Below are 22,455 nucleotides of genomic sequence, written 5' to 3' on the forward strand. Positions count from 1 at the left end.
TTAAAGCATGCGCGTATTGTTTTTAATTATTGTTAAAAAACGCGATTGCATTTGGGTAGGCTGCCAGTCTTTTCGTATCGTCAGTCCTATACTACGATCAGTATCGGGCAGTGTCATCGGGCAGATAGCTAATATTCCTGTTTGTACTTCTATTTCAACTTGCTTGGCTGGTAACAAGGCCGCTCGAGAACTGTTTAATAAAATACCGCGCGCAGCAATTTGCGAGCTGCACTCTATTACATGGCTTGGTGGTGGTAAACCTCGGCTAACAAATATGTTACTAAAAACCTGCCACGCGGGTGTGCTTTTGTTAGGTGCTACCCAATCAAGTTGTTGGAGCTCTTTTGTTGATATTGTTTGGCGGCTTGCCAAAGGGTGTTGAGCATTTACTACAACACAAAGTTGATCTTTAAATAATGGAATTTGTTCAATATCATTATGTTGAGCAGGGATGCGTAATGCACCGACAATGATGTCAATTTCACCATGAAGTAAGTTAGCTAGCTGCTCTTGGTATGGACCATCTATAATACTTAGCTGGGCATCAGGAAATTCATTATTTAAAGCAATAATACTCAATGGCACAATAGCTGAGCGTGCCAATGGTAAGCTACCTACTTTTAGAGCACCATCCATTTGTCCATTAAACTCCCTCATTTCATAAATACCTTGGCGTAATTCAGAGAAAAACAGCTTTGCAAAACGATTTAGCAAGTTTGCCGTCCAAGTAGGTTCAATACCCACGGGTGAACGTACCGCGAGGTCCTTTTTACATAGTTGCTCTAAATCTTTGATGCTGCGGTGTAAGGTGGGTTGCGACAAATTAAGTTTATTGGCTGCAGCGGTGTAGTTTTTCATTTGTACTAAGTGTATGAGTGCTACTAATTGCTTTGAAGTGACAGAGCGATTAAAGGCATCTTGCTTATGTTTATTATTAAAAATAACCCTCGAAAATTCATCCAAATACTCAAATGCACGTTCAACCCGATTTAGAAAAAATATACCGCTTGGCGTCGGTGTCATCCCCGAGTGGGTCCGAATAAATAGGACTTGATTAAGTTCGTTTTCAAGTTTTTTAATGCCTTGGGTGAGTGCCGACTGGGTTAAGTGAACAGTATTAGCTGCCTTGCTTAACGACATTAAGTTCCTTATATACAAGGCGCTTAACAAATGTCTATTGTTAAAATTCATTTTTATTTAACTCACACATTAATATTTGATTACTACCACTATAGAAAAAACTAATGTCCTTTGACAGCTTTTTAAAGTTCTTTATATAGCTGACTTCAATATACTCATTGCATCAATAGCGTTTAATTATAAATAAGGTAAATAGTATGGCTGTGTGTATTACAGATATAGCGCGCCCTAATAAAGAGATATTAGAAAAATACCAAAATGCTGAAGTTGCAACGGTACATGAGGCACAAGGTCGCGTTGGCTTATTAGCCAGCTATATGAAGCCTATTTATCGCTCTGCTCGTATTGCTGGCAGTGCAGTAACATGTGAAGTGGCTCCTGGCGACAACTGGATGATTCATGTAGCTGTAGAGCAATGTCAGCCAGGTGATGTACTTGTTGTTACACCTACGAGCGGGTGTATTGACGGTTTTTTTGGTGACTTGTTGGCAACTTCATTACAAGCGCGAGGCGTTAAAGGTTTAATTATTGATGGTGGCGTACGCGATATCGCAACACTGACTGAAATGGGCTTCCCGGTTTGGTCTAAAGACGTTTATGCGCAAGGTACAGTTAAAGAAACCATTGCAAATGTCAATGTGCCAGTTGTGTGCGCAGGGGCTTATATAAAACCTGGAGACATCATTGTTGCTGATGATGATGGTGTTGTTGTTGTTGAACAAAGTCGTGGTGAAGAGGTTCATGAAAAAGTCCTGAAACGTGTTGCTAACGAAGAAGACAAGCGAAAGCGTTTAGCTTCGGGTGAGTTAGGTTTGGATATATATGCTATGCGCGAGCGTTTAGCAGCTAAAGGCTTAACTTATATAAAGCAAAGTGAGGATAAGTAAATGCACGCGGCTATTCCTTGCTCAATTATGCGCGGTGGTACCTCTAAAGGGCTTTATTTTTTAGCCAGTGATCTTCCGAGTGATTCCTCAAAGCGCGATGAATTACTGTTACACATAATGGGGTCGCCTGACACAAGGCAAATTGATGGTTTAGGTGGTGCGCATCCTCTCACCAGTAAAGTGGCTATTGTTGAAAAATCAATGCGAGCAAATACTGATGTGGATTACCTTTTTTTACAAGTTGTAGTTGATAAAGCGGTGGTGAGTGATACACAAAATTGTGGCAATTTACTCGCCGGTGTTGCGCCATTTGCAATTGAGCAGGGCTTAGTGAATGCAAAAGAAAAAACAACCGATGTACGAATTCATATGCTAAATACTGCAGCCTCAGCTGTGGCACGCGTTCAAACTCCTAATGGCAAAGTAAGCTATAAAGGGGAGGCCGTAATCGACGGTGTACCAGGTTCAGCAGCGCCTATCACGCTCGACTTTCTAGATATAGCGGGTGCCAATTGTGGTGCACTTTTTCCTACGGGTAATGCCATAGATGAAATTAATGGGTATTCAATAACCTGTATTGATAACGGCATGCCGGTGGTTATTTTAGATGCTAGCGAGTTTGGTTTAGTGGGTGATGAGTCGCCTAATACACTCGAAGATAATACCGATTTAAAGCAAAAGATTGAAGCTATTCGTTTAATCGCGGCTAAGATGATGAATTTAGGGGATGTAACTAATAAAACGATTCCAAAAATGTCTTTAGTAAGCCCTGCAAAAAATGGTGGGGTAATTAACACTCGAACATTTATACCCCACCGTGTTCATGAGGCCATTGGGGTGTTAGGCAGTGTAAGTGTAGCTAGTGCGTGTGTTTTAAAAGGTACAGTAGCCCATAGGTATGCTAACCAAAACTTTAGTGATGGGGAGTTTGATATCGTTGTTGAGCATCCAACGGGTCAGTTTACTGTTGAAATGCAGGTATCAGGTGTTACACAGCTGAGCACTTATAAAATACATCGCTCTGCGCTATTAAGAACCGCGCGGTTATTAATGGTCGGCTCCGCAATGGCTTGATCGACTACTAAAAGATAGTTTCAATAATACTCTCAGCAGGAGACACACAATGATAATAGACTGCCACGGACATTACACAACAGCGCCAGAGCCATTACAGCTTTTTAGAGAAGCGCAAATTAAAGCATTCAAAGAGGGAAAAGCGCTCCCAGACGTTCCCTATATTTCAGACGATGAAATTCGCGAAAGTATTGAAAAAAATCAGTTAAAATTACTTGATGAACGCGGCTTAGACATGACCATTTTTTCACCTCGTGCATCGGCTATGGCGCATCACGTAGGTAATGAGGAGGTATCAAAACAATGGACCTCAGCGTGTAATGATTTAATAGCAAGGGTTGTTGACTTATACCCTACGCGCTTTATAGGAGTGTGCCAATTACCACAATCGCCGGGAGTACCGATTGAAAATTCAGTTGTTGAGCTAGAGCGCTGTGTTAATGAATTAGGATTTGTTGGCTGTAATTTAAATCCTGACCCTTCTGGCGGTCATTGGACTTCAGCGCCGTTAACCGATCCGAGTTGGTTTCCACTTTATGAAAAAATGGTTGAGCTAGATGTTCCTGCAATGATCCATGTATCGGGCTCATGTAATCCAAATTTTCATGCTACAGGTGCGCACTATATGAATGCTGATACCACCGCATTTATGCAATTTTTGCAAGGTGATTTGTTTAAAGAATTTCCTGATTTAAGGTTTATTATACCTCATGGTGGTGGAGCTGTGCCTTATCATTGGGGGCGTTACCGAGGATTGGCTGATATGATGAAGCAGCCACCTTTAAATGAGCACGTAATGAAAAATGTGTATTTTGATACCTGCGTTTATCACCAACCGGGGATTGATTTATTAGTAGACGTTATTGATACTAAAAACATTTTATTTGGCTCTGAAATGATTGGTGCCGTGCGCGGTATTGATCCGCAAACAGGACACTATTTTGATGATACTAAACGTTACATTGACACATTAGAAATATCGGCAGCAGACAAAAAAGCGATTTTTGAAGAGAATGCGCGTCGCGTATACCCACGTTTAGACGCCAAACTAAAAGGGTTGGGTTTATGAGTCAATTTGTAATGGATGCCGATTGGCTTCATTGGCATCAATCGCCATCACAACCTAGCTTTGAGTTACCGAAAGGGGCTGTTGATGCGCATTGTCATGTATTCGGTCCTGGCAATGAGTTTGGTTTTGCACCCGAACGTAAATACACACCATGCGATGCATCAAAACAGCAGCTCTGGGATTTACGCGACTACTTAGGGTTTAGTCGAAATGTGATAGTGCAAGCAACCTGTCATGGAGCTGACAACAATGCGATGGTAGATGCGCTTTTAGCATCAAATGGTTTAGCACGTGGTGTTGCAACTATTAAAGAGGATATTAGCGAAGCTGAGCTTGATAAATTACATGCTGCAGGTGTACGCGGTGTACGTTTTAATTTTGTAAAGCGCCTAGTTGATGCTTTGCCATTTGACTCGTTAAAACGCATTGCAGAACGAATAGTTAAACGTGATTGGCACATTGTTATTTATTTTGAAAGCCAAGATTTACCCGAGCTTTATGATTTTTTCACTAGTTTACCAACGATATTAGTCGTTGACCATATGGGGCGCCCAGATGTTACTAAATCTGTTGAAGGCGAAGACTTTGCGTTGTTTTTACAGTTTATGCGTGAGAATGAAAATGTGTGGTCTAAAGTAAGTTGCCCTGAACGGATCTCTGCTGATGGTCCTGATAAAGGCTACCAAGACGTTGTTCCTTTTGCGCGTAAAGTCGTGGAAAGTTTTCCTGATCGTGTTTTATGGGGCACTGATTGGCCGCACCCAAATATGAAAAGCCACATGCCCGACGATGGTAAATTAGTGGACATGATTCCACTTTTTGCACCTACTGCTGAATTACAGAAAAAGTTATTAATTGATAATCCAATGCGTTTGTATTGGTCGAAATAAGGAATACATATGGCTATTAATAAACCTTACAAAGAGGTGCCAGGTACCATTATATTTGACGCCGATATGGCGCGTTTAGGTTTTCACTTAAATCAATTTTGCATGTCGTTGATGAAAGCGCCAAATCGGAAGAAATTTAAAGCAGGTGAGAAAGTCTACCTTGATGAGTGGCCAATGAGCGAAGCACAAAAAGAAGCGGTTATAGCACGTGATTACAACAGAATGATGAGCCTAGGCGGCAATATTTATTTTCTTGCAAAAATATTTTCTAGCGACGGTATTAGTTTTCAAGCCGCAGCATCAACGATGACGGGGATGACACAAGATGAATACGCGCAAATGATGCTATCAGGGGGTCGTGTACCCGACAGCAGTAATACATTAAAGAAAGGAAGTTAATCATGGCCAAAATAAATGCAGGTGTTGCTACATCACATGTTCCGGCTATTGGGGCTGCTATTGATAATGGCATAACAGATAATGAGTATTGGAAACCATTATTTGAGGGTTATGATTACGCTAAAGAGTGGATAAAAAAGCAAAAACCAGACGTTGTATTATTAGTATATAACGATCATGCAACCGCGTTTGACTCTAATTTAGTTCCTACCTTTGCGATTGCAACAGGTGAAGAGTTTAAACCAGCCGATGAAGGGTGGGGGCCACGTCCTGTACCCAATGTAAAAGGCTATCCTGAATTTGCATCACATATTGCTCAATCTGTTATTCAAGACGACTTTGACTTAACTGTTGTTAATACTCTAGATGTTGATCATGGCTTAACGGTCCCGTTATCGCTAATGTTTGGTCAGCCTGAAAATTGGCCGTGTAAAGTTATTCCTATTGCTGTCAATGTAGTACTTTATCCAACCCCATCTGGGCAGCGTTGTTACAATTTAGGTAAGGCCTTACGTAAAGCTGTAGAAAGCTTTGATGAAGACCTAAATGTACAAATTTGGGGGACGGGCGGCATGAGCCATCAATTACAGGGGCCACGTGCAGGTTTAATTAATAAAGAATTCGATAATGCCTTTTTAGATGGCATTGTTGATGATGCTGAAAACTTAGCCCTAAAACCTCATCTTGAATACATTAACCTTGCTGGCTCTGAAGGGATTGAGCTTATTATGTGGCTTGTAATGCGTGGTGCGCTTAATGATGAGGTTGAATTAAAGAAACGTCATTACCATGTACCCGCATCGAATACTGCTGTTGGTCATCTTGTTTTAGAAAATAAATAACCTGGAGAAATTTTATGAAAGTAATTGTTGTTGGACCAGGCGCATTTGGCATTAAGCACCTTGAAGGTATTAAAAATATCGACGGTGTTGAAGTGGTTGCACTCGTTGGTCGTACGCTAGAAAAAACTCAAAAAGTGGCTGATGACTACGCCATACCGCAAGTTTTTACAAGCTTAGACGATGCGCTTAAAATTGATGCCGATGCAGTGATTTTATGCACACCCACTCAGCAACACGCTGCGCAATCTATCCAATGTATGGAAGCGGGTAAGCATGTGCAAGTTGAAATCCCATTAGCAGATAGCTGGGAAGATTCATTAAAAGTAGTTGAGGTACAAAAGCGCACGGGGCTGACCTGTATGGTTGGGCATACTCGCCGCTTTAATCCATCTCATCAATGGGTTAATAATAAAATTTCGGCTAAAGAGTTTAATATTCAGCAAATGGATGTACAAACGTACTTTTTCCGTCGTAAAAATATTAATGCTAAAGGCGAGGCCCGGTCATGGACTGATCATCTTTTATGGCACCATGCTGCTCACACTGTTGATTTGTTTGCTTATCAAGCTGGCGCTAAAGTGGTTAAAGCTAATGCTATTCAGGGGCCAATTCACCCAGAGCTCGGTATTGCTTTAGATATGTCTATTCAATTATTAGCTGAAAATGGTGCAATTTGTACCCTATCATTATCGTTTAACAATGATGGTCCTTTAGGGACATTTTTTCGCTATATCGGTGACACAGGTACATATATAGCACGCTATGATGATTTAGTGGATGGCAAAGAAAATGCGATTGATGTCTCCGCTGTTGACGTATCTATGAATGGCATTGAGCTACAAGATAGAGAGTTTTTTACTGCTATAAAAGAAGGTCGCGAGCCTAATTCAAGTGTGGAGCAGGTACTTGATTGTTATCGGGTGCTTCACGACTTAGAGCAGCAATTAAATAATCAATAATTAATCGCAAAGGAGGGCGTATGAATAAGCGTAAAATTAATGGTCATAGCGTTAATCCAATTGGGTTGGGCTGTATGAACTTGAGCCATGCCTATGGGAGTCCTCCCTCAGATGAAGCTGCAATTAATTTATTACACGCAGCGATTGATTTAGGTGTTGAGCATTTTGATACTGCCGCTTTGTATGGATTTGGTAAAAATGAAGCCCTACTAGGTAAAGCTTTAGCTCCACACCGAGATAAAATTTTTTTGGCGAGCAAATGTGGTATGGCGGGCGTTAATGGCAAGCGTGTTATTGATGGGCGTCCACAAACGCTTCGATCAACAATAGAGGCGTCTTTAACTAGTCTAAATACAGAAGTTCTAGATTTATATTACTTACATCGTATGGATAAATCTGTGCCGATTGAGGAGAGTGTTGGCGAGCTCTCGCGCTTAGTTGGTGAAGGAAAAATTAAAGCAATTGGCTTATCTGAGGTATCAGCCGAGTCAATAATGCGAGCAAATAGCGTACATTCGATTGCAGCAGTGCAAACAGAGTATTCGTTATGGACGCGTAATCCTGAAATTGCAGTCCTCGAAACATGTAAGCATATAGGGGCTGCTTTTATTGCATTTTCACCATTAGCGAGAGGCTTCTTAACTGAGCAGGTTACCAGTCTAGAGGTACTAGTTGAAGGTGATATTAGACGTGGTATGCCACGCTTTAATGAACCTCATTTTAGCAAAAACAAGCAATTGTTAAGTGCATTAAAATCTATCGCACAAAGCACAAATTTAACACTGGCTCAATTGTGTTTAGCCTGGGTGCTTCATCAAGGTGAGCATGTTCATGTTATCCCTGGCACACAGAATAATGCACATTTAGCCGATAATGTAAGTGCTGAAAAAATTGTACTGTAAGCAGAGCAGTTAACGCAACTATCAGCTTTATTCTCACCGTTCTCAGTTAGTGGTCCGCGTTATCCTGAAGCAACTCAAGCGGAAATAGACACCGAAGAGTTTTAAATGTAGCAATTAAGGTTTTTCGTTTTGAGCTTATTACTAAATGATTTACTCACCCCGCTATATGCGGGGATTTTAATTGCATTCGCTTTTTTTGGATCATTTATTACCGCCGCATTTGGTGCAGGAGGCGGGTTATTACTACTTCTTACAATGGCCTCAATGCTGCCTATGTCCATTGTTATTCCTGTTCATGGCCTTGTTCAGTTAGGCTCTAATGCGACTCGTGCAATAGCAACGTATAGATACATTGACCTAGATATGTTGGCTTATTTTTCAGTAGGGGGGCTGTTTGGTGCTGTGCTATCGACTACTGTAGTAACACAAATAGCACTTGAGCCGATGAAAATTGTGTTGGCAATATTTATTTTTTATTTGTTGTGGGGTCCAAAGCCCAAATTTAGTGGCACATCACCAAGCGTGCGCCTTATTGCAGGGTTAAGTACTGCCTTTCTCTCTGTATTTGTTGGCGCTAGCGGCCCAATTGTAAGCAGTTATTTGTATACAAAAGAGTATGAAAAATTAAAATTTACGGCAACATTTTCAAGCTGTATGGCACTTCAGCATGTATTAAAAGCGGCGGTTTTTAGCGTTGTTGGATTTGCATTTTTTAATTGGCTGCCTTTAATTTTTTGTATGGTTATTAGTGGTGTGTTCGGAACGTTTATAGGTTTACATGTATTAAATAAGATTCCCACATCTAATTTTAAAAAGGTATTACGACTTATTTTGAGCTTTTTATCCCTGCATTTGATATGGCAAGGCGTCCGTTATTTTTATAATTAGTTGGGATAATATAAATAATACCCCCTCGCTGCCACTCATTTTCAGCGAAGGGGTATTAACAACCTAGTTAACCTAAAATCGGGTCAGTTATATTGCTTTAGCTAAAGCAATATGGGAGTCGCGCATAATTGCAGAGTGCTCAGCTTTGTCGCCTCCTTCTATTTCAATTTGAGCAAGTCGACCTGAGTTTTCAACAACAAGCTTACAACGCTCCCAACGACGCTCTTTAAAAGCGGTTAGTGCGTGTTCTAACTGAGCATGCTTAGTTAGTTCATCAGCCAGTACAATAGCGTCTTCAATACCTATACATGCACCAGACGCTAAATGAGGTGTCGTTGCATGTACTGCATCGCCAATAAGTACGATTCGGTTTTTATGCCATGCTTCTTTAACTAATAACCCTTCAAGTGGTCGGTAATCAATTTTAGAGTTTTCATTTAGGTGAGCATGTATTTCTTGTACTACCGGTGCTGGAAATTTGGCTACAAGTGCTTTTAATAAAGGTAAAAAGTCTTTTGGTTCAATATAATTATTTTCAATTTTATCCTCTGTAACAAACATATACATTTCGTTTTTCGACATAGGGTTAACCCCTACTTTAATATGTTCGCCTACCCACATTACCGTGTTATCGATGCCTTCAAGGCGAGGCAGTACGGCTCGCCATACACCTTGGCCTACAAATTTAGGCTTTTCAGCTTCAGGGAATGTGACTTGTCGTACTTTTGAGTACAAGCCATCAGCACCAATAATTAGGTCATATGTTTTTGTTGTGCCATCGGTAAAGGTTACTGTTGCCCCATTTTCGTCTTGTTCAATAGATGAAAATGTACAGCCAAGCCTAACATTGGCATTGGTTTGTTTCGTTTTATTTGCCAAAATTTGTGCAAGTGCTGGTCGCATTATAGCGCCCGCTTTTGGAATATTAGCATTAGCCATTAATGGCGTTGGTATATGGGCCAGGTGCAAACCATGTGGGGCATATATATCTAACCCTTCATGGGCACTGCCTTTTGCTAAAAACTCTTCTAAAATTCCAAGTTGTTGAAAAGCTCGAATTGTAGCTCCACCTAAACTGATCCCAGCCCCTTCTGCTCGCCAGTTAGGATCAATTTCTACCAAATCGACAGCTATATTTTTTTTCTCAAGTTCGATGGCTGCCGACATACCAGAGAAGCCACCACCAATTATTAATACATTAGAAATACACGGGTTCATTTTAGAACTCCTTTATTGTTGTTATATCCACCCAAATTTCATTGTGTTGGTGAATATCTAATTCAATGTTTGTTAAGGCCTGATTTTTACATGGCCCTTGTGTGCAAATACCAGTGCTAATTTCGAATAAAGCGCCGTGAGCAGCACAGACTATTTGATCACTTTTTGAATCTAAGTATTTATCTTTTTTCCAAGGTAATGTGGTATCACCGTAGTGAGGACAGATATCTTTATAGCCATAATACTCCCCATTTTTATGAACTATAAAGAGGCTGTCGCGCCCTTGATTAAGAGGGTCAAAGCCTTTAGCTTGACCCTCTGTAATATCGCTTTTATAGGCGATAAATACTTTACTCATGATTACTCTGGTTTACCGGGAGGTGGGCCCATTGGTGCCCACTTTTCGCGGTACTGAAGCAAGAAAGCTTGCGAATTATCAGCACCCGGCATTGCTTCTCGTGCAGTCCATTCATCATCGTGTAAATCCATATCAGCATCATATTCAATGTTGCAGCCAAACGGACTTTTGAAGTACCAAAACCAGTTTGATCCGAATATATGACGACCTGGCCCCCAAAAGCTTTGATAGCCTTTATTAACTAAGGCAGTACCTGCCTGAGAAACTTCTGTTGGTCCGCTCATATGAAAAGTGAAATGCTCAATACCTTGCATGTGTGGCGGGGTATTTATAAAAAATAATGTGTGGTGATCGTTGGTACCGGCAGGGCGCATAAAAGGACCTACATGGGTAAAACGATCCGTAGTAATAAAGCCTAAACGCTGTGCGTAAAAAGCTTCAGCTTTAACGGCATCCGGTACAAAATACACAACATGAGAAAGGCTACGAGGCTTTGCCTTGAAGTCTGTATTAATACCAATATTGTTTACAGCACGGTTGTTTTCACACCCTGGCGCGTTGACTTTTTCTGCTGGTAGATTCTCGAGCGATTGCCGTATGGTCACTTGAAAACCAATAACAAACCCTAAATCGTCAACAGATTCGATACTGCCATCGTCTAAAGTTATTACTGTTCGGTCTTTTTCAAGCTCTGTTTTTAAAGCATCTATTGTATGCTGATCTTTTACACCGTAAATTGTTTTACGCAGCATTGAACCAGTAGCAAGAGGATTCGGTAATGAGCTGTCATCTGCTTTTTTAATCTCAATACCTGTGCCATCAAGAGCAACAAATCGTGTTTCAGTTTTTTGTGTTAAGCCATAATCTAGTGCGAACTGCTTACAACTCTCGGTGTCTTCAACACCAAAAACAAGCGTATCGGGGCCAATAATATTCATGGTGTGATCCTTATTGTTTTTTTAATTCGTTAAATGTTTCAGCTACCCAATCAGCTATGTACTGACCCGCGTTTGAACTGTTGTCGAAGCTAGAGTGCTGTACACCACCTTCTCGTTCTGTAAAGATTTTTAGCTCACGCTTAGGGCTATTGACTAGTTGCTCAAAGGTGCGCTCGGCCCATTTAAGTGGAATTTGCGAATCTTTAGCGCCGTGAGTGACTAAAAATGGCACTTTAATTTTTTCAATTTGACCATCAAGGTGGACGTTTTCAGCAATTTCCATGAAATCATCCATATTTTTTGCACCCCAAACCCATTGCACATGTGCCCAGTAATGAGGTACGGGGAAGTCACCTTCTTTTTCTAAGCGACGTTTTTGAACGTCACGCCAATCGTGGTTTGCACCCCATACACAGCCTAGGGCAAGTCTCGGTTCATTCGCTACCGCACGAGGGCAGTAATAGCCACCTAAAGAGACACCTTCCATGCCAATTAGCTTGCTATCTACTTCATCATGTTGTTCTAACCAATCAACAACAACACTTGCCCAATGCTCAGTGTCAAAACGAGCATGGAAGTCTTGTAGCTTTAACGCTTCACCTGTACCTGGTTGATCTAAAACAAGTGATGAAACGCCACGTTCTGCTAACCATTGTGGTAAACCAACGCGATATTTCATTTCCTTTGATGAATCTAGGCCGTTTATTTGTATAAGAATAGGGGCAGGGCCTTTAACGCCTTTGGCTTTGACATAAAGAGCACTAAGGTGTTTGCCTTCATAAGGAATTTCCACGCGTTCACAGTTTTCGTGACCCAGTTCGATTGATTTTTGAAAAAGCGAAAGTGAACGTTTATACAGCTCTGTTCTTCCCGAGGCGCCATGTGCTTGAATGCGTTCACAGGTTATAAGGTAGGTTGCAGCGCGATTATATTTGTACCCTGCAGAAAGCAGTCTGCCGCGTTCTAGATCTTCTTCAGCAAGACCACATAGTTTATCGGCCATTTTAGCCCACGTGTCTCTAAATGCTTGAACGCCTTCTTTATCTGGTGATTTTGCAGCCTCTTGTAAAGGGCCACACATTTCTTCGATTTCGCCAATGCGAGCGCCCATTTCGATAGCTAAATTTACTGATAAATTCCATACATAATTCGTCGGGAAATACTTAAACATAATAACCTCTTAATAAATTAATGTGTTGTGCTCAACTACTTTTCTAGAAATGCGACAGCTCTGACAAAACCTGCTGAGGCATGTTTAATTTTGTAAGGAAAACATGAAACTAAAAAACCACTACTTGGTAGTGATGCTAAGTTTGCTAGCTTTTCCATTTGCCCATAACCAATGTCGCGACCCGCTTTATGGCCTTCCCAAATGATTGATGGGTCGCCGCTTTCTTCGAAACGTTGTTTAGTGAATTTAAAAGGAGCATCCCAGCTCCAAGCGTCGGTACCCACAACTTTTATACCGCGCTCTAAAAGATACAAGGTGGCTTCGCGGCCCATACCAACACCAGCATCAAGGTAACCAGGCTTACCGTAAACAGAGCCTGCACGGGTATTGACTAAAACGATGTCTAACGGCGATAAGGTGTGATTAATTCGGGCTAGCTCTTTTTCAACGTCTAGGGCAGTAATTACATAACCATCAGGGAAATCTCTAAAATCTAATTTAACACCGCGTTGAAAACACCACTCCAAGGGCAACTCATCAATACCAAAGGCTGGTTTTCCACCATCTGTGGTAGAGGCATAGTGCCATGGTGCGTCCATGTGAGTGCCACTATGTGTGGTGATCTCTAAACGTTCAGCCGCCCACGATTCATTCCCTGGGAGTTGATCTTTTTTTAAACCAGGGAACATTGATGACATTTCTGGCCAACCTTGTTGGTGGTCGGTATACTCGATTTTTGGTAATAATGGCGGTGGATCGGTATAGGGGTTATTCTCAAGCGTTACCGATAAATCGATTAATGTGTATTGTGATGGATTAAACATGTGTATTCTCCATTATGGCTTCTTGTTTTATATCTCCAAATATTGACTTGCCCTGCGAATCTAGTACTCGCATATGAACTGTTTCGCCAGATTGTAAAAAGTCTGTTTGTGGTTTGCCTGTGGCAATCATTTCCTTAGCACGTAGCTCTGAGATACAGGCTTGTCCTTTACTAATATCTGCGTTAGAAACAGTACCTGAGCCAAACACGGTGCCCGCTTTAATAGGGCGAGTTTTAGCGACATGGGCAATTAATTCATGAAAACCAAAAAACATCTCTGTGCCATCAGGCGCACCAAACCATTTGTCGTTACGGTAAACTTCTAGTGGCAGTGAAATACGACCATTACGCCAGTTTTCACCAAGCTCATCAGGGGTAATAGCAAATGGTGCGAAGCTGGTAGGGCCTTTAGCTTGTACAAAGCCAAAACCTGTTTTCATTTCTCTTGGCCCGAGTGCGCGATAGCTGATGTCGTTAAGCATGACTATTAGACGTATTTTCTCAAGTGCAAACTCTGGACTACTCCCCATTGGGATGTCACCGACCATCACGCCAAATTCGCCCTCAAAATCAAGACCAACTTCGTTACTTGGAGCTGCAATTTTATCATTAGCGCTAAGAAAGCTATCGCCAGCACCTTGATAAACAAGTGGATAAATATCAGCATCTTCGATTGGGTCCAGATGAAATGCTTGCTGCATCAACACGCCATGATTTAAAAAAAGTGAACCGTCTAACCATTGCCAACTACGTGGTAAAGGGGCCATTAATTGAGTGTTACACACTTTATTAATGCCTGTTAGCTCAAGTGCGTTAAGTGCCTCGTAGCGAAGTAAAAGCTTATCTTGTATAGCAGGCCATAATTCTAGTGCCTCTTGGAGCGTGCCGGCTAGGTCGCTAATGTCTACGTAGTCAGTTAGATCCTTTGAGACTAATACAAGCTGACCATCTGGTTTTGAATTATTAATTGTTGCAAATTTCATTGTGTGTCCGCAGATGTTGTTAAACTTTGGTTTAAGTCATATTAATACTTCATTTGCAATTGATGAAATTGAATGTTTAGATAGGTTGTATCAATAATTTTAATACTTAAAAATAATCAAAATTTAAAAATCAGCAGTGGGCCAATGTTATGAGATTTGAGCATTTAGATTTAAATTTACTGGTTGCATTAGATGTTTTACTAGAAGAAAAAAACATAACCAAAAGCGCTAAGAGACTGCATTTATCGCAGTCTGCTATGAGCAGTATTTTGGGTAGAGCACGTGCCTTTTTCGAGGATGACTTGTTGGTGCAAGTTGGTAAAACTATGCAACCGACCCCTTTTGCGCTTGAAGTTCAAGTACCAATTACTGAAGTACTGACAACCATTAGAGGCGGGATTATTGGTAAGCGATTTAATGATCCATTAAAAAGTGAACGTCATTTCAAAATTGTTGCATCGGATTATGTTATTCAAGTTCTGTTTTCTAGTATTTTAACCGAGCTTGCTACGTTAGCTCCATTATTGACGTTTGAGTTTTTATCGCCGTTTTCGCATGAAGTTAATATACTTACCAAAGGAGGAGCCGATTTATTTATAGCACCGGAATCGGTAATGCTTGATGGTTACCCTAGTTCATTACTTATGGTTGATGAACTTGCATGTGTAGTCGATATGGATAACAAGTTAGTTGCTGGTGATGTAATTTCAGCTGAACAAGTTGGCAGTATGGGGCATGTGTCGGTAGGTTTTGCACGAACAAGTCATTTAAGTATTGAAACATGGTTAACGGAGACGATGGGAGGAAGTCGAAAAGTTGATATTATTACAAATGACTTTTCTACTATGATTTATACTTTGAAGGGGACTCAACGCGTAGCTATTTTACCCAAAAAGTTTGCCAATATACACGCACAAAAGCATGGTTTAAAGGTCGTTTCATTTCCCTTTGATACACCCCTTTTAGTTGAATCAATGATGTGGCACCCTACACTTAATAACGACCCTATACACCGGTGGTTAAGAGAAAAAGTAATTTCTACTGCACAAAACTTATAAAAAAGTCGCCTTAATAGGCGACTTATAGTTTTATATAATTAGGTCAGTGCTTTAATTCATACCGATTCAAATCTTGAGCTATTGATATCGTCCCTTTGTATTCACCTTGCACTTGCTTGGTATAAAAGTCGATTTCCTCTGAAGTATCTAACCCTGGCGCCATATGAGTAATGACGAGTTTTTTTACGTCTGCTGCTTTAGCCAGCTCACCGACCTGCTGAGGAGATAAGTGATGCTTTGAAAGGTGCCTATGAATACCTTTAAATTTTTTCTCTGGCATACGAGGATTCGTTTTCTTAATTTGATTAACGGTATGATCAATATCCATCATCTCACTAACTAATAAATCAACGCCGTTTGCGAGTTTTTCTACGGCCTTACTAGGGCCCGTGTCACCAGTGTAAACAGCAGTATAACCATCATCCAGTGTAAACTTAAACGATAAAGCTTGAAACTTGTTCCATTCGTCACTGCCTTTTGGCCAGCTATAATGAGTGTTTCTAATTACATTTAGGGTAAAGTCATCAAATTTAATATCTGAGCCATCTTGAACCTCAATTACTTTAATATTGTTATTTGCAGGAGCTGGAACTTGACCAGGAACACCATAATGACCTAATGCACCGTAAGTCATGTATTTAAAAATACCATCAACGGTTTGCTGAGTACCTGGCGGGCCATATATAATAAGCTCATTATTAGCACTTGTTTGCCACCTTAAGCTAATAATTGCAGGCAAACCACCTGTGTGATCAAAGTGAAGGTGACTTAAAAATATAGCATCCACATCCTTTATATTAAGTCCTGCTTTTGCTAATTGCCCTGCAGTTCCATCACCCGCATCTACTAAATAGGTATTACCATTAACAAGCATCGCATTAGCTGGTTGAGAGTGTTTTGCATTAGGAATAGGGCCTGCCATCGTACCTAGAGTTATCCACTCATTTTTTGTTTCGCTTGCGTTACCGTTAAACGTAAATGCTAAACAGCCTATAGATAGAAATAAATTAAATAAAATACTACTTTTTTTCATTGTGTGTGCTCTCTTAATAGAAGTCATATTTAAATGTAATGCCGTATGTTCTTGGTTTTTCATAGGTTGATACCATGGTGTTGCCACCATTTGCAAATAACTGTGATGTTGCTTTTATCTCTTCGTCAGTTATGTTTCTTACATATGCGAGAATTGACCACTTATCATTTGCTGAAAATAATTGCATAGAAGTGTCTAAGGTAATAACATCTTCAGCACGCTGTGATGGTAAGAAGTCAAAGCCAACCCAACGTTCGTCGCGGTAACGAGCATCAAAAGACACCGATGCCGAATAACCATTATTAAACTCTAAGTAATGGTTAATACTTGCAGTTAAAGAAAGTGATGGCGAGTTTCTGCCTTCCTTACCTGAACAGTTGACATTATATGTGGGCTCCCCATCAGTCATGCTTATTACCGTTGTGTCACAACCAGTCACAACATTTACAGCTTCGTCTGGCGTTTTTTGAAGGTAACTAAACTCTTCAATCTCATTTTTTAGGTATTGAATATTACCTTTGATTCGTGTTGCTTCAGTCAGTTGATAAAGAATATCAACTTCAACGCCTTTAATACTTGATTGACCTATATTTTCAGTAAAGAATGCAGAATTACCATTACCATCAATACCAAAGTGACTTGCCTGTTGATCTTCATAATCCCAAATAAATGCCTCAGCATTGATTTGTAAATAATTATCTAAAAATCTATTTTTAGAACCAAATGTCCATGCATTTATATACTCAGGTAAAAACTCTTCACGACCTGCTGTTGGACTAAACCCTCCTGAACGATAGCCTGTTTCGTAACTAGTGTAGAGTAAATTACTATCAGCAATATCGTATTCTATTGCTGCTCGATACGTTATTTCGTCATTTTCTTGAACACGGTCAATTTGTGTTTGGTTAATGAAAAGCAAGTTTGCACGCAGGTTATCTGGCGCACCAGGAAACAACGGAATTTGGCCATACGGAACAGGACCTCGATTAGCTATAGGAGCTCCCTCTGGCAAATCCGCTGGATCAATAGATGCAATTGTTTCTGCAACAGTTGCACCAACAGGAATAACTGGCGCACCGTCACAATTAGGGATTTCTGGTCCGCCAGGGTAGGCTGGTAAATCTCTAATACATAAATTTAGAAATACATCCGCTTGTCCCTTAAATTCTTTTTTATCTTTGGTCCAACGCACAGCACCAACGAGTCTAAGATCATCAGAGATGTGATATTTACCATGAACAAAAAACGCGGTTGACTTTGTACTGGAGTTTTCAATATCTTGCGTTGATTGCAAGCTGTATTGGTTAAATGAGGCTAGACCATCAACTTTTTCATCAAAGTAAAAGCCACCCATAATTAAATCAAGCGCCCCTACGGTTGTAGAGAAACGAGCTTCTAAACTAGATTGCTGGTGGTTTTCTTGATTAATAGCTGCTTGGAAAGCGGGATTATTAAATAAAACGTCAACCGTATTCTCTCTATAAGCCGGAATAATTGTTAGATCACCCAATGATGTTGCAACGTTTAACTCTGCCGACACCCCCATATACTCGTTGTCTATATAAGGGTCATATAGGGGAGTGATAGAAGTAAATGCTGGCGAGGTTATTTGGCCTGTGTAGTATTCAACTGCATCTGGTGTACCTGGGCCTGTATGAGGAGCTGATACGTTATCTGGAGCAGGATTGAAGTTGTAACCTGGAATATTTTTTGGGTGGTTATTACTTCCTTGGAGTGGGAATCCGTAACTACCTTCAAATGAAGGTGAATTACCATTGCCTTTTGTTGTTGAGTAATCTGCAGTGACGGTAAGGTTTACATCTTCTGAAAATTCACCAAATAAACGTGCGCGGAATGCGGTATCATCTGTTGCCGCTGTACCATCATCGTTGTAGCCGTCATTTTTAGTTTTACCAATCGCAAAACGAGCTGCCCAGTCATCGCTTATTGGTAAATTGACAGCACCAGAAGCTGTTATTGTTCCATAGTTAGCAGCACCAATAGAAATATTGCCAAATGTCTCACCAAGTTCAGGTTTTGTTGAAATAACATTGATCGCACCCGCTGTTGCATTTCGGCCATAAAGAGTGCCCTGAGGTCCCTTTAAAACCTCTATACGTTCTACATCTAAAAATGATGCCGTTGTGGCTGTTGGGCGCCCTAAAAATACACCGTCTACGTTAAATGCTAAAGCAGCATCTGTGTATGCATTTACAGCAAAGTTACCAACGCCTCTGACAAAAAATACAGTATTAGAGCCGCCACCAGAGACAACATTGAGTGCAGGTGATATTTTATTAAGCCCTGTTGCATCGGTAACACCGATGCGTGATAGTTCTTTACCTGTTGCGGCATCAATAGGTACAGCCACATCTTGTAAACTTTCTGTTTTTCTAAGTGCTGTAACCGTTATTAACTCAATACCACTATCTGCTTTAGGTTCTGTAGTTTTTTCGGCAGTTTGAGCCGAAATAGCTAAAGGTGCTAAACATGCAGTCAGAATACATGAACGTAAATACGATTTGTTCATAGTTCTATCCTTATAATTGTGTGTGTAAAAGCGTTTTACTAATAACTTGTTAATACAAGTGACGAGATTGCGATGTGTGTGCAACGCAAAAGTAAAGATAAAGTAAAAACTGCATATCAAGTTAATTGATTTTTATGATTGAAGTTACCTATTTCATAGATACATGAGAGAACTAGGCACTCTAGCGAGGAAAGGTGATAAAAAAGGTAATTGCAATTAACTATTTATTTACGTGATACATTCTATCTAAATATTAAATTCTACAATTGGAAACTTTCAACACATAGTGGAGCCTTCGGGTTTGTATTTAATGACCCGACAACACACTAAGCAAAACACACAATAATTAAAGGAAGTTTTTATGAATACTATCTCGCCCACTGTGGCTTCTACTAAACACGGTATTATTTTAATTTTAGCGGCTATTATGCCTGTTATGGCAGTCATCTCCCTTGTTCCTGTGCTGCCTATGTTACTTGAAGAGTTTAAGCATATTAGTGGTTATGAGGTTTTAGTGCCTATTGCTATGACTATTCCTGCACTCTGTGTTGCTGTATTCTCTCCAATTGCGGGTTCTCTTTCTGATAAGTTTGGCAGGAAGTCGCTCCTTATTTTTGCTCTGTTAATATACAGCGCTGTTGGGGTATTACCTTATTTCTTGGAAAGTTTATCTCATATAATAGTATCTCGTATTTTTTTAGGTATTACAGAAGCGGTTATTATGACAATTGCTACCGCATTAATTGCTGACTACTTCATAGGAAAAGAAAGACAAAAATGGATTTCTATACAAATAGCGTCAGTGAGCTTAAGTGCTATTTTTCTCATTGCACTTGGCGGTATGTTGGGTGAAGTATTGGGTTCAAGAGGCCCATTTGTTTTATACTTACTTGCCTTGCCTGTTGCTTTGCTGGTTGCTTTAAACTTATTTGAACCTAAAGTAAGAGCAAATGAGGACAAACAACTCACGGGATTCCCTGTAAAAAAAGTACTGCCTCTATTATTTATAACACTATTTGTTGGTATTATTTTTTATTCTATGATTGTAAAACTAGGTGAAGTACTGTCGATTAGTCAGGCAGTGACGCCCGCTATTATTGGCGGAATAGGAGCTTTAGCAAATATAGGTGTTGCATTAGGTGCATTTTGTTACGGAAAAATTAAGCATATCTCAGGGCCACTTTTATTATGTGTTGGTTTTGGTTTAAGTGCCTTTGGTTACTTTGCAACAGCAGTGTCTTCTTCAATTGTAATTTCATCAATAGCTATTTTTATTGGTTGCTTGGGTTTTGGCTCTTTATTACCAACGACTTTAACATGGGTATTAAAGCTACTCCCTGAAAATGTACGTGGTAAAGGAACTGGGATGTGGACGGGTATGTTCTTTTTAGGTCAGTTTACAGCACCTATTGTTGTAACTTTACTTCAAAAAACATTGGACTCTTTGAGTGCTGTGCTTGTGCTAATTGCTATTTGTTGTGCAATTGCATCGCTGGTCGCTGCACTAAAAAGTAAAGGTGCAAGAGATTTAAAGTGTGATGATACAAATAAGGCACCTGTTTGAACATTCAATGGGCCTAAATTCAATCTCTTAACTCCAATGAATAGAGCTTAATTGTTTCAAGCATTGATTTAGCCGCGATAGATAAAGACGTGATAGGTTTAGAAATAACGCCTACACGTCTTGCAATAATAGGGGAATTTATTTCTCTGCATATTACGCCTGCTTCTAATGCTTGCTCTTTGCAAAGTGCAGGTACAACAGCCACTCCTAAATCATTACTCACCATCCTTATAACAGTCGCTAACTGGTGCGCATCAAATGCAGGGTTGAGTGCAATGTTATGCTGCGAGAGAGTGTCTTCAATTAGCCCTCTGACAGAAGAGGGACTTTGCAGAGTAATTAACTCAAACTTTAGTAGCTCCGACCAACTAATACTATGGCACTTAGCAAGCGGATGAAATTTAGGTAAAACCACAATAAATTGATCGTTATACAGCGGATGAAATACTAAGTCACCATTATGTTTAGGCTCAAATGAAATACCGAGTTCCACCAAGTCAGCATTTACCAAGTCAATAACCGTATCAGATAACACATCGTCCACTGAGAGTTTTATGTTTGGGTACTTTGTATGAAAACGCTTAATTATTTTTGGCAAAATTGAACTGGCAAAAGAGGGCATGGCTGCGATAGATGTATGCCCAAGATCCAGTGCAAATCGCTTTTTCATCTCTCGTTCTGCTGCGTCTATTTGGTTTAATAAGTTTTTAGCGACAGGTAAAAATGCTTTACCTTCTTGGGTGAGTACTAATGTACGTGTTGTGCGAGTTAATAATTTACCGCCCAAGCTCTCTTCTAAATTTTTGATACTTAAACTAAGCGCGGGTTGCGATAAGTGTAATTTAGCTGCGGCTTCTACAAAGCTTAAGCTGGAAGCCACCTGCGTAAATGCCTTCAATTGTTTTATATTCATTTATAAGAAAAACTAATTAATAAAACATAATTATAAAATTAACTATATCTTGCTTTGTTGTCAAACTAATAAACACATTCTTAATTTGGACTTAAACAATGGCTGGATTTAATAAAGTAGTAATTACGTATTCTCAAGCGCTTGAAGGACTTGAAGACGGTATGACCGTTTTAGCTGGTGGCTTTGGCTTATGTGGTATACCTGAAAATTTAATCAAGGAAATTAGTAATAAAGGCACAAAAGAGCTAACGGTCGTATCAAATAACTGTGGCGTTGATGACTTTGGTTTAGGGTTGCTGCTTGCAAAACGACAAATCAAAAAGATCATTGCCTCTTATGTTGGCGAAAATGCAGAGTTTGAGCGGCAAATGATGTCTGGTGAACTGGATGTTGAATTGACCCCTCAAGGCACATTAGCCGAAAAAATGCGTGCCGGTGGTGCCGGTATTCCTGCCTTTTTCACCGCAACGGGTTATGGAACTCCAGTTGCACAAGGAAAAGAAGAACGTAACTTTAATGGTAAAACTTACATCTTAGAAGAGTCGATTAAAGGTGATTTTGCCATTGTTAAAGCTTGGAAAGCTGATACATATGGTAATTTAGTTTATCGAAAAACAGCACGTAATTTTAATCCTTTAGTTGCAACAGCTGGCACAGTTACGGTTGTTGAAGTTGAAGAAATTGTTGAAGCAGGGCAATTAGATCCCGATGAAATTCATACCCCTGGGATATATGTGGATCGGGTTATTAAAGGTTCATTTGAAAAACGTATAGAACAACGCACAACTCGTGCTAAACAAGTTCAAGGAGTGTAAC

22 protein-coding genes are annotated in these 22,455 nt (G+C 40.1%); 12 read left to right on the forward strand and 10 right to left on the reverse strand.

Annotated features, from left to right (window positions below; genetic code table 11):
* Positions 1-1,140 carry a LysR family transcriptional regulator gene (locus H5089_RS05285; protein WP_259396046.1) on the reverse strand — a complete coding sequence of 380 codons (1,140 nt, stop codon included), beginning with the start codon at positions 1,138-1,140 and terminating at the stop codon, positions 1-3.
* A gap of 197 nt (positions 1,141-1,337) precedes the next feature.
* On the opposite strand from H5089_RS05285, the gene H5089_RS05290 reads away from it, so the two are divergent.
* The 9 genes from H5089_RS05290 to H5089_RS05330 all read left to right on the forward strand — a co-directional run bounded on the left by H5089_RS05290 (position 1,338) and on the right by H5089_RS05330 (position 9,050).
* On the forward strand, positions 1,338-2,027 hold the full coding sequence (locus tag H5089_RS05290) for a 4-carboxy-4-hydroxy-2-oxoadipate aldolase/oxaloacetate decarboxylase (protein ID WP_154903784.1): 690 nt from the start codon (positions 1,338-1,340) through the stop codon (positions 2,025-2,027).
* Positions 2,028-3,101, forward strand: coding sequence for a 4-oxalomesaconate tautomerase (locus H5089_RS05295; protein ID WP_182711654.1), 1,074 nt, complete (start codon positions 2,028-2,030; stop codon positions 3,099-3,101).
* 49 nt (positions 3,102-3,150) lie between these two features.
* The gene (locus H5089_RS05300) at positions 3,151-4,170 is read left to right on the forward strand and encodes an amidohydrolase family protein (protein WP_182711655.1); all 1,020 of its coding nucleotides are present in this window, start codon (positions 3,151-3,153) and stop codon (positions 4,168-4,170) included.
* Positions 4,167-5,060: an amidohydrolase family protein gene (locus H5089_RS05305; RefSeq protein ID WP_182711656.1), complete on the forward strand. Its 894-nt coding sequence runs from the start codon at positions 4,167-4,169 to the stop codon at positions 5,058-5,060. The genes H5089_RS05300 and H5089_RS05305 overlap by 4 nt, the downstream gene beginning before the upstream one ends.
* 9 nt (positions 5,061-5,069) lie before the next feature.
* Positions 5,070-5,459, forward strand: a complete 390-nt coding sequence (gene ligA / locus H5089_RS05310; RefSeq protein ID WP_182711657.1) for a protocatechuate 4,5-dioxygenase subunit alpha — start codon at positions 5,070-5,072, stop codon at positions 5,457-5,459.
* A gap of 2 nt (positions 5,460-5,461) precedes the next feature.
* The gene (locus H5089_RS05315) at positions 5,462-6,301 is read left to right on the forward strand and encodes a class III extradiol dioxygenase subunit beta (protein ID WP_182711658.1); all 840 of its coding nucleotides are present in this window, start codon (positions 5,462-5,464) and stop codon (positions 6,299-6,301) included.
* Between the two features lie 14 nt (positions 6,302-6,315).
* Positions 6,316-7,260, forward strand: a complete 945-nt coding sequence (locus H5089_RS05320; RefSeq protein WP_182711659.1) for a Gfo/Idh/MocA family oxidoreductase — start codon at positions 6,316-6,318, stop codon at positions 7,258-7,260.
* Between the two features lie 20 nt (positions 7,261-7,280).
* Positions 7,281-8,162, forward strand: coding sequence for an aldo/keto reductase (locus H5089_RS05325; protein WP_259396047.1), 882 nt, complete (start codon positions 7,281-7,283; stop codon positions 8,160-8,162).
* A gap of 129 nt (positions 8,163-8,291) precedes the next feature.
* Complete coding sequence (locus H5089_RS05330; RefSeq protein WP_182711660.1) at positions 8,292-9,050, forward strand: sulfite exporter TauE/SafE family protein; 759 nt, start codon at positions 8,292-8,294, stop codon at positions 9,048-9,050.
* An 87-nt stretch (positions 9,051-9,137) separates the two neighbouring features.
* Here the strand turns inward: H5089_RS05330 and H5089_RS05335 are convergent, their stop codons facing one another.
* Genes H5089_RS05335 through H5089_RS05360 form a run of 6 tightly spaced genes read right to left on the reverse strand, consistent with a single transcriptional unit; the run spans position 9,138 to position 14,541 of the window.
* Positions 9,138-10,268, reverse strand: a complete 1,131-nt coding sequence (locus H5089_RS05335) for an FAD-dependent oxidoreductase (protein WP_182681167.1) — start codon at positions 10,266-10,268, stop codon at positions 9,138-9,140.
* Between the two features lies 1 nt (position 10,269).
* Complete coding sequence (locus H5089_RS05340) at positions 10,270-10,626, reverse strand: Rieske (2Fe-2S) protein (protein ID WP_182695759.1); 357 nt, start codon at positions 10,624-10,626, stop codon at positions 10,270-10,272.
* 2 nt (positions 10,627-10,628) lie between these two features.
* Positions 10,629-11,564, reverse strand: coding sequence for a VOC family protein (locus tag H5089_RS05345; protein WP_182711661.1), 936 nt, complete (start codon positions 11,562-11,564; stop codon positions 10,629-10,631).
* A gap of 10 nt (positions 11,565-11,574) precedes the next feature.
* Positions 11,575-12,735, reverse strand: a complete 1,161-nt coding sequence (locus H5089_RS05350) for a S9 family peptidase (protein WP_154902989.1) — start codon at positions 12,733-12,735, stop codon at positions 11,575-11,577.
* 35 nt (positions 12,736-12,770) lie between these two features.
* Positions 12,771-13,559, reverse strand: a complete 789-nt coding sequence (locus H5089_RS05355; protein WP_154902990.1) for a cyclase family protein — start codon at positions 13,557-13,559, stop codon at positions 12,771-12,773.
* A complete protein-coding gene (locus H5089_RS05360) occupies positions 13,552-14,541 on the reverse strand; it encodes a fumarylacetoacetate hydrolase family protein (protein WP_182711662.1) in 990 nt (329 codons plus the stop codon). Before H5089_RS05360 ends, H5089_RS05355 begins: the two co-directional genes overlap by 8 nt.
* Before the next feature lie 149 nt (positions 14,542-14,690).
* Between H5089_RS05360 and H5089_RS05365 the strand changes: the two genes are divergently transcribed.
* Positions 14,691-15,599 carry a LysR family transcriptional regulator gene (locus tag H5089_RS05365; RefSeq protein WP_154902992.1) on the forward strand — a complete coding sequence of 303 codons (909 nt, stop codon included), beginning with the start codon at positions 14,691-14,693 and terminating at the stop codon, positions 15,597-15,599.
* A 43-nt stretch (positions 15,600-15,642) separates the two neighbouring features.
* On the opposite strand, the gene H5089_RS05370 is transcribed toward H5089_RS05365, so the two are convergent.
* On the reverse strand, positions 15,643-16,632 hold the full coding sequence (locus tag H5089_RS05370) for an MBL fold metallo-hydrolase (RefSeq protein WP_182711663.1): 990 nt from the start codon (positions 16,630-16,632) through the stop codon (positions 15,643-15,645).
* Positions 16,633-16,645: 13 nt separating this feature from the next.
* The gene (locus tag H5089_RS05375; protein WP_182711664.1) at positions 16,646-19,162 is read right to left on the reverse strand and encodes a TonB-dependent receptor; all 2,517 of its coding nucleotides are present in this window, start codon (positions 19,160-19,162) and stop codon (positions 16,646-16,648) included.
* 361 nt (positions 19,163-19,523) lie between these two features.
* Here H5089_RS05375 and H5089_RS05380 point away from each other — a divergent pair, with 361 nt between their 5' ends.
* Positions 19,524-20,726: an MFS transporter gene (locus H5089_RS05380; protein WP_154902995.1), complete on the forward strand. Its 1,203-nt coding sequence runs from the start codon at positions 19,524-19,526 to the stop codon at positions 20,724-20,726.
* Positions 20,727-20,745: 19 nt separating this feature from the next.
* Here H5089_RS05380 and H5089_RS05385 read toward each other — a convergent pair whose 3' ends face one another.
* Positions 20,746-21,639 carry a LysR family transcriptional regulator gene (locus tag H5089_RS05385; protein ID WP_182711665.1) on the reverse strand — a complete coding sequence of 298 codons (894 nt, stop codon included), beginning with the start codon at positions 21,637-21,639 and terminating at the stop codon, positions 20,746-20,748.
* 98 nt (positions 21,640-21,737) lie between these two features.
* Here H5089_RS05385 and H5089_RS05390 point away from each other — a divergent pair, with 98 nt between their 5' ends.
* The gene (locus H5089_RS05390; protein WP_182711666.1) at positions 21,738-22,454 is read left to right on the forward strand and encodes a CoA transferase subunit A; all 717 of its coding nucleotides are present in this window, start codon (positions 21,738-21,740) and stop codon (positions 22,452-22,454) included.
* The last annotated feature ends 1 nt before the right edge of the window (position 22,455 follow it).

Origin of the sequence: Pseudoalteromonas sp. SR45-1, assembly GCF_014163655.1 — a bacterium.
GTDB classification, from domain to species: Bacteria; Pseudomonadota; Gammaproteobacteria; order Enterobacterales; family Alteromonadaceae; genus Pseudoalteromonas; species Pseudoalteromonas distincta.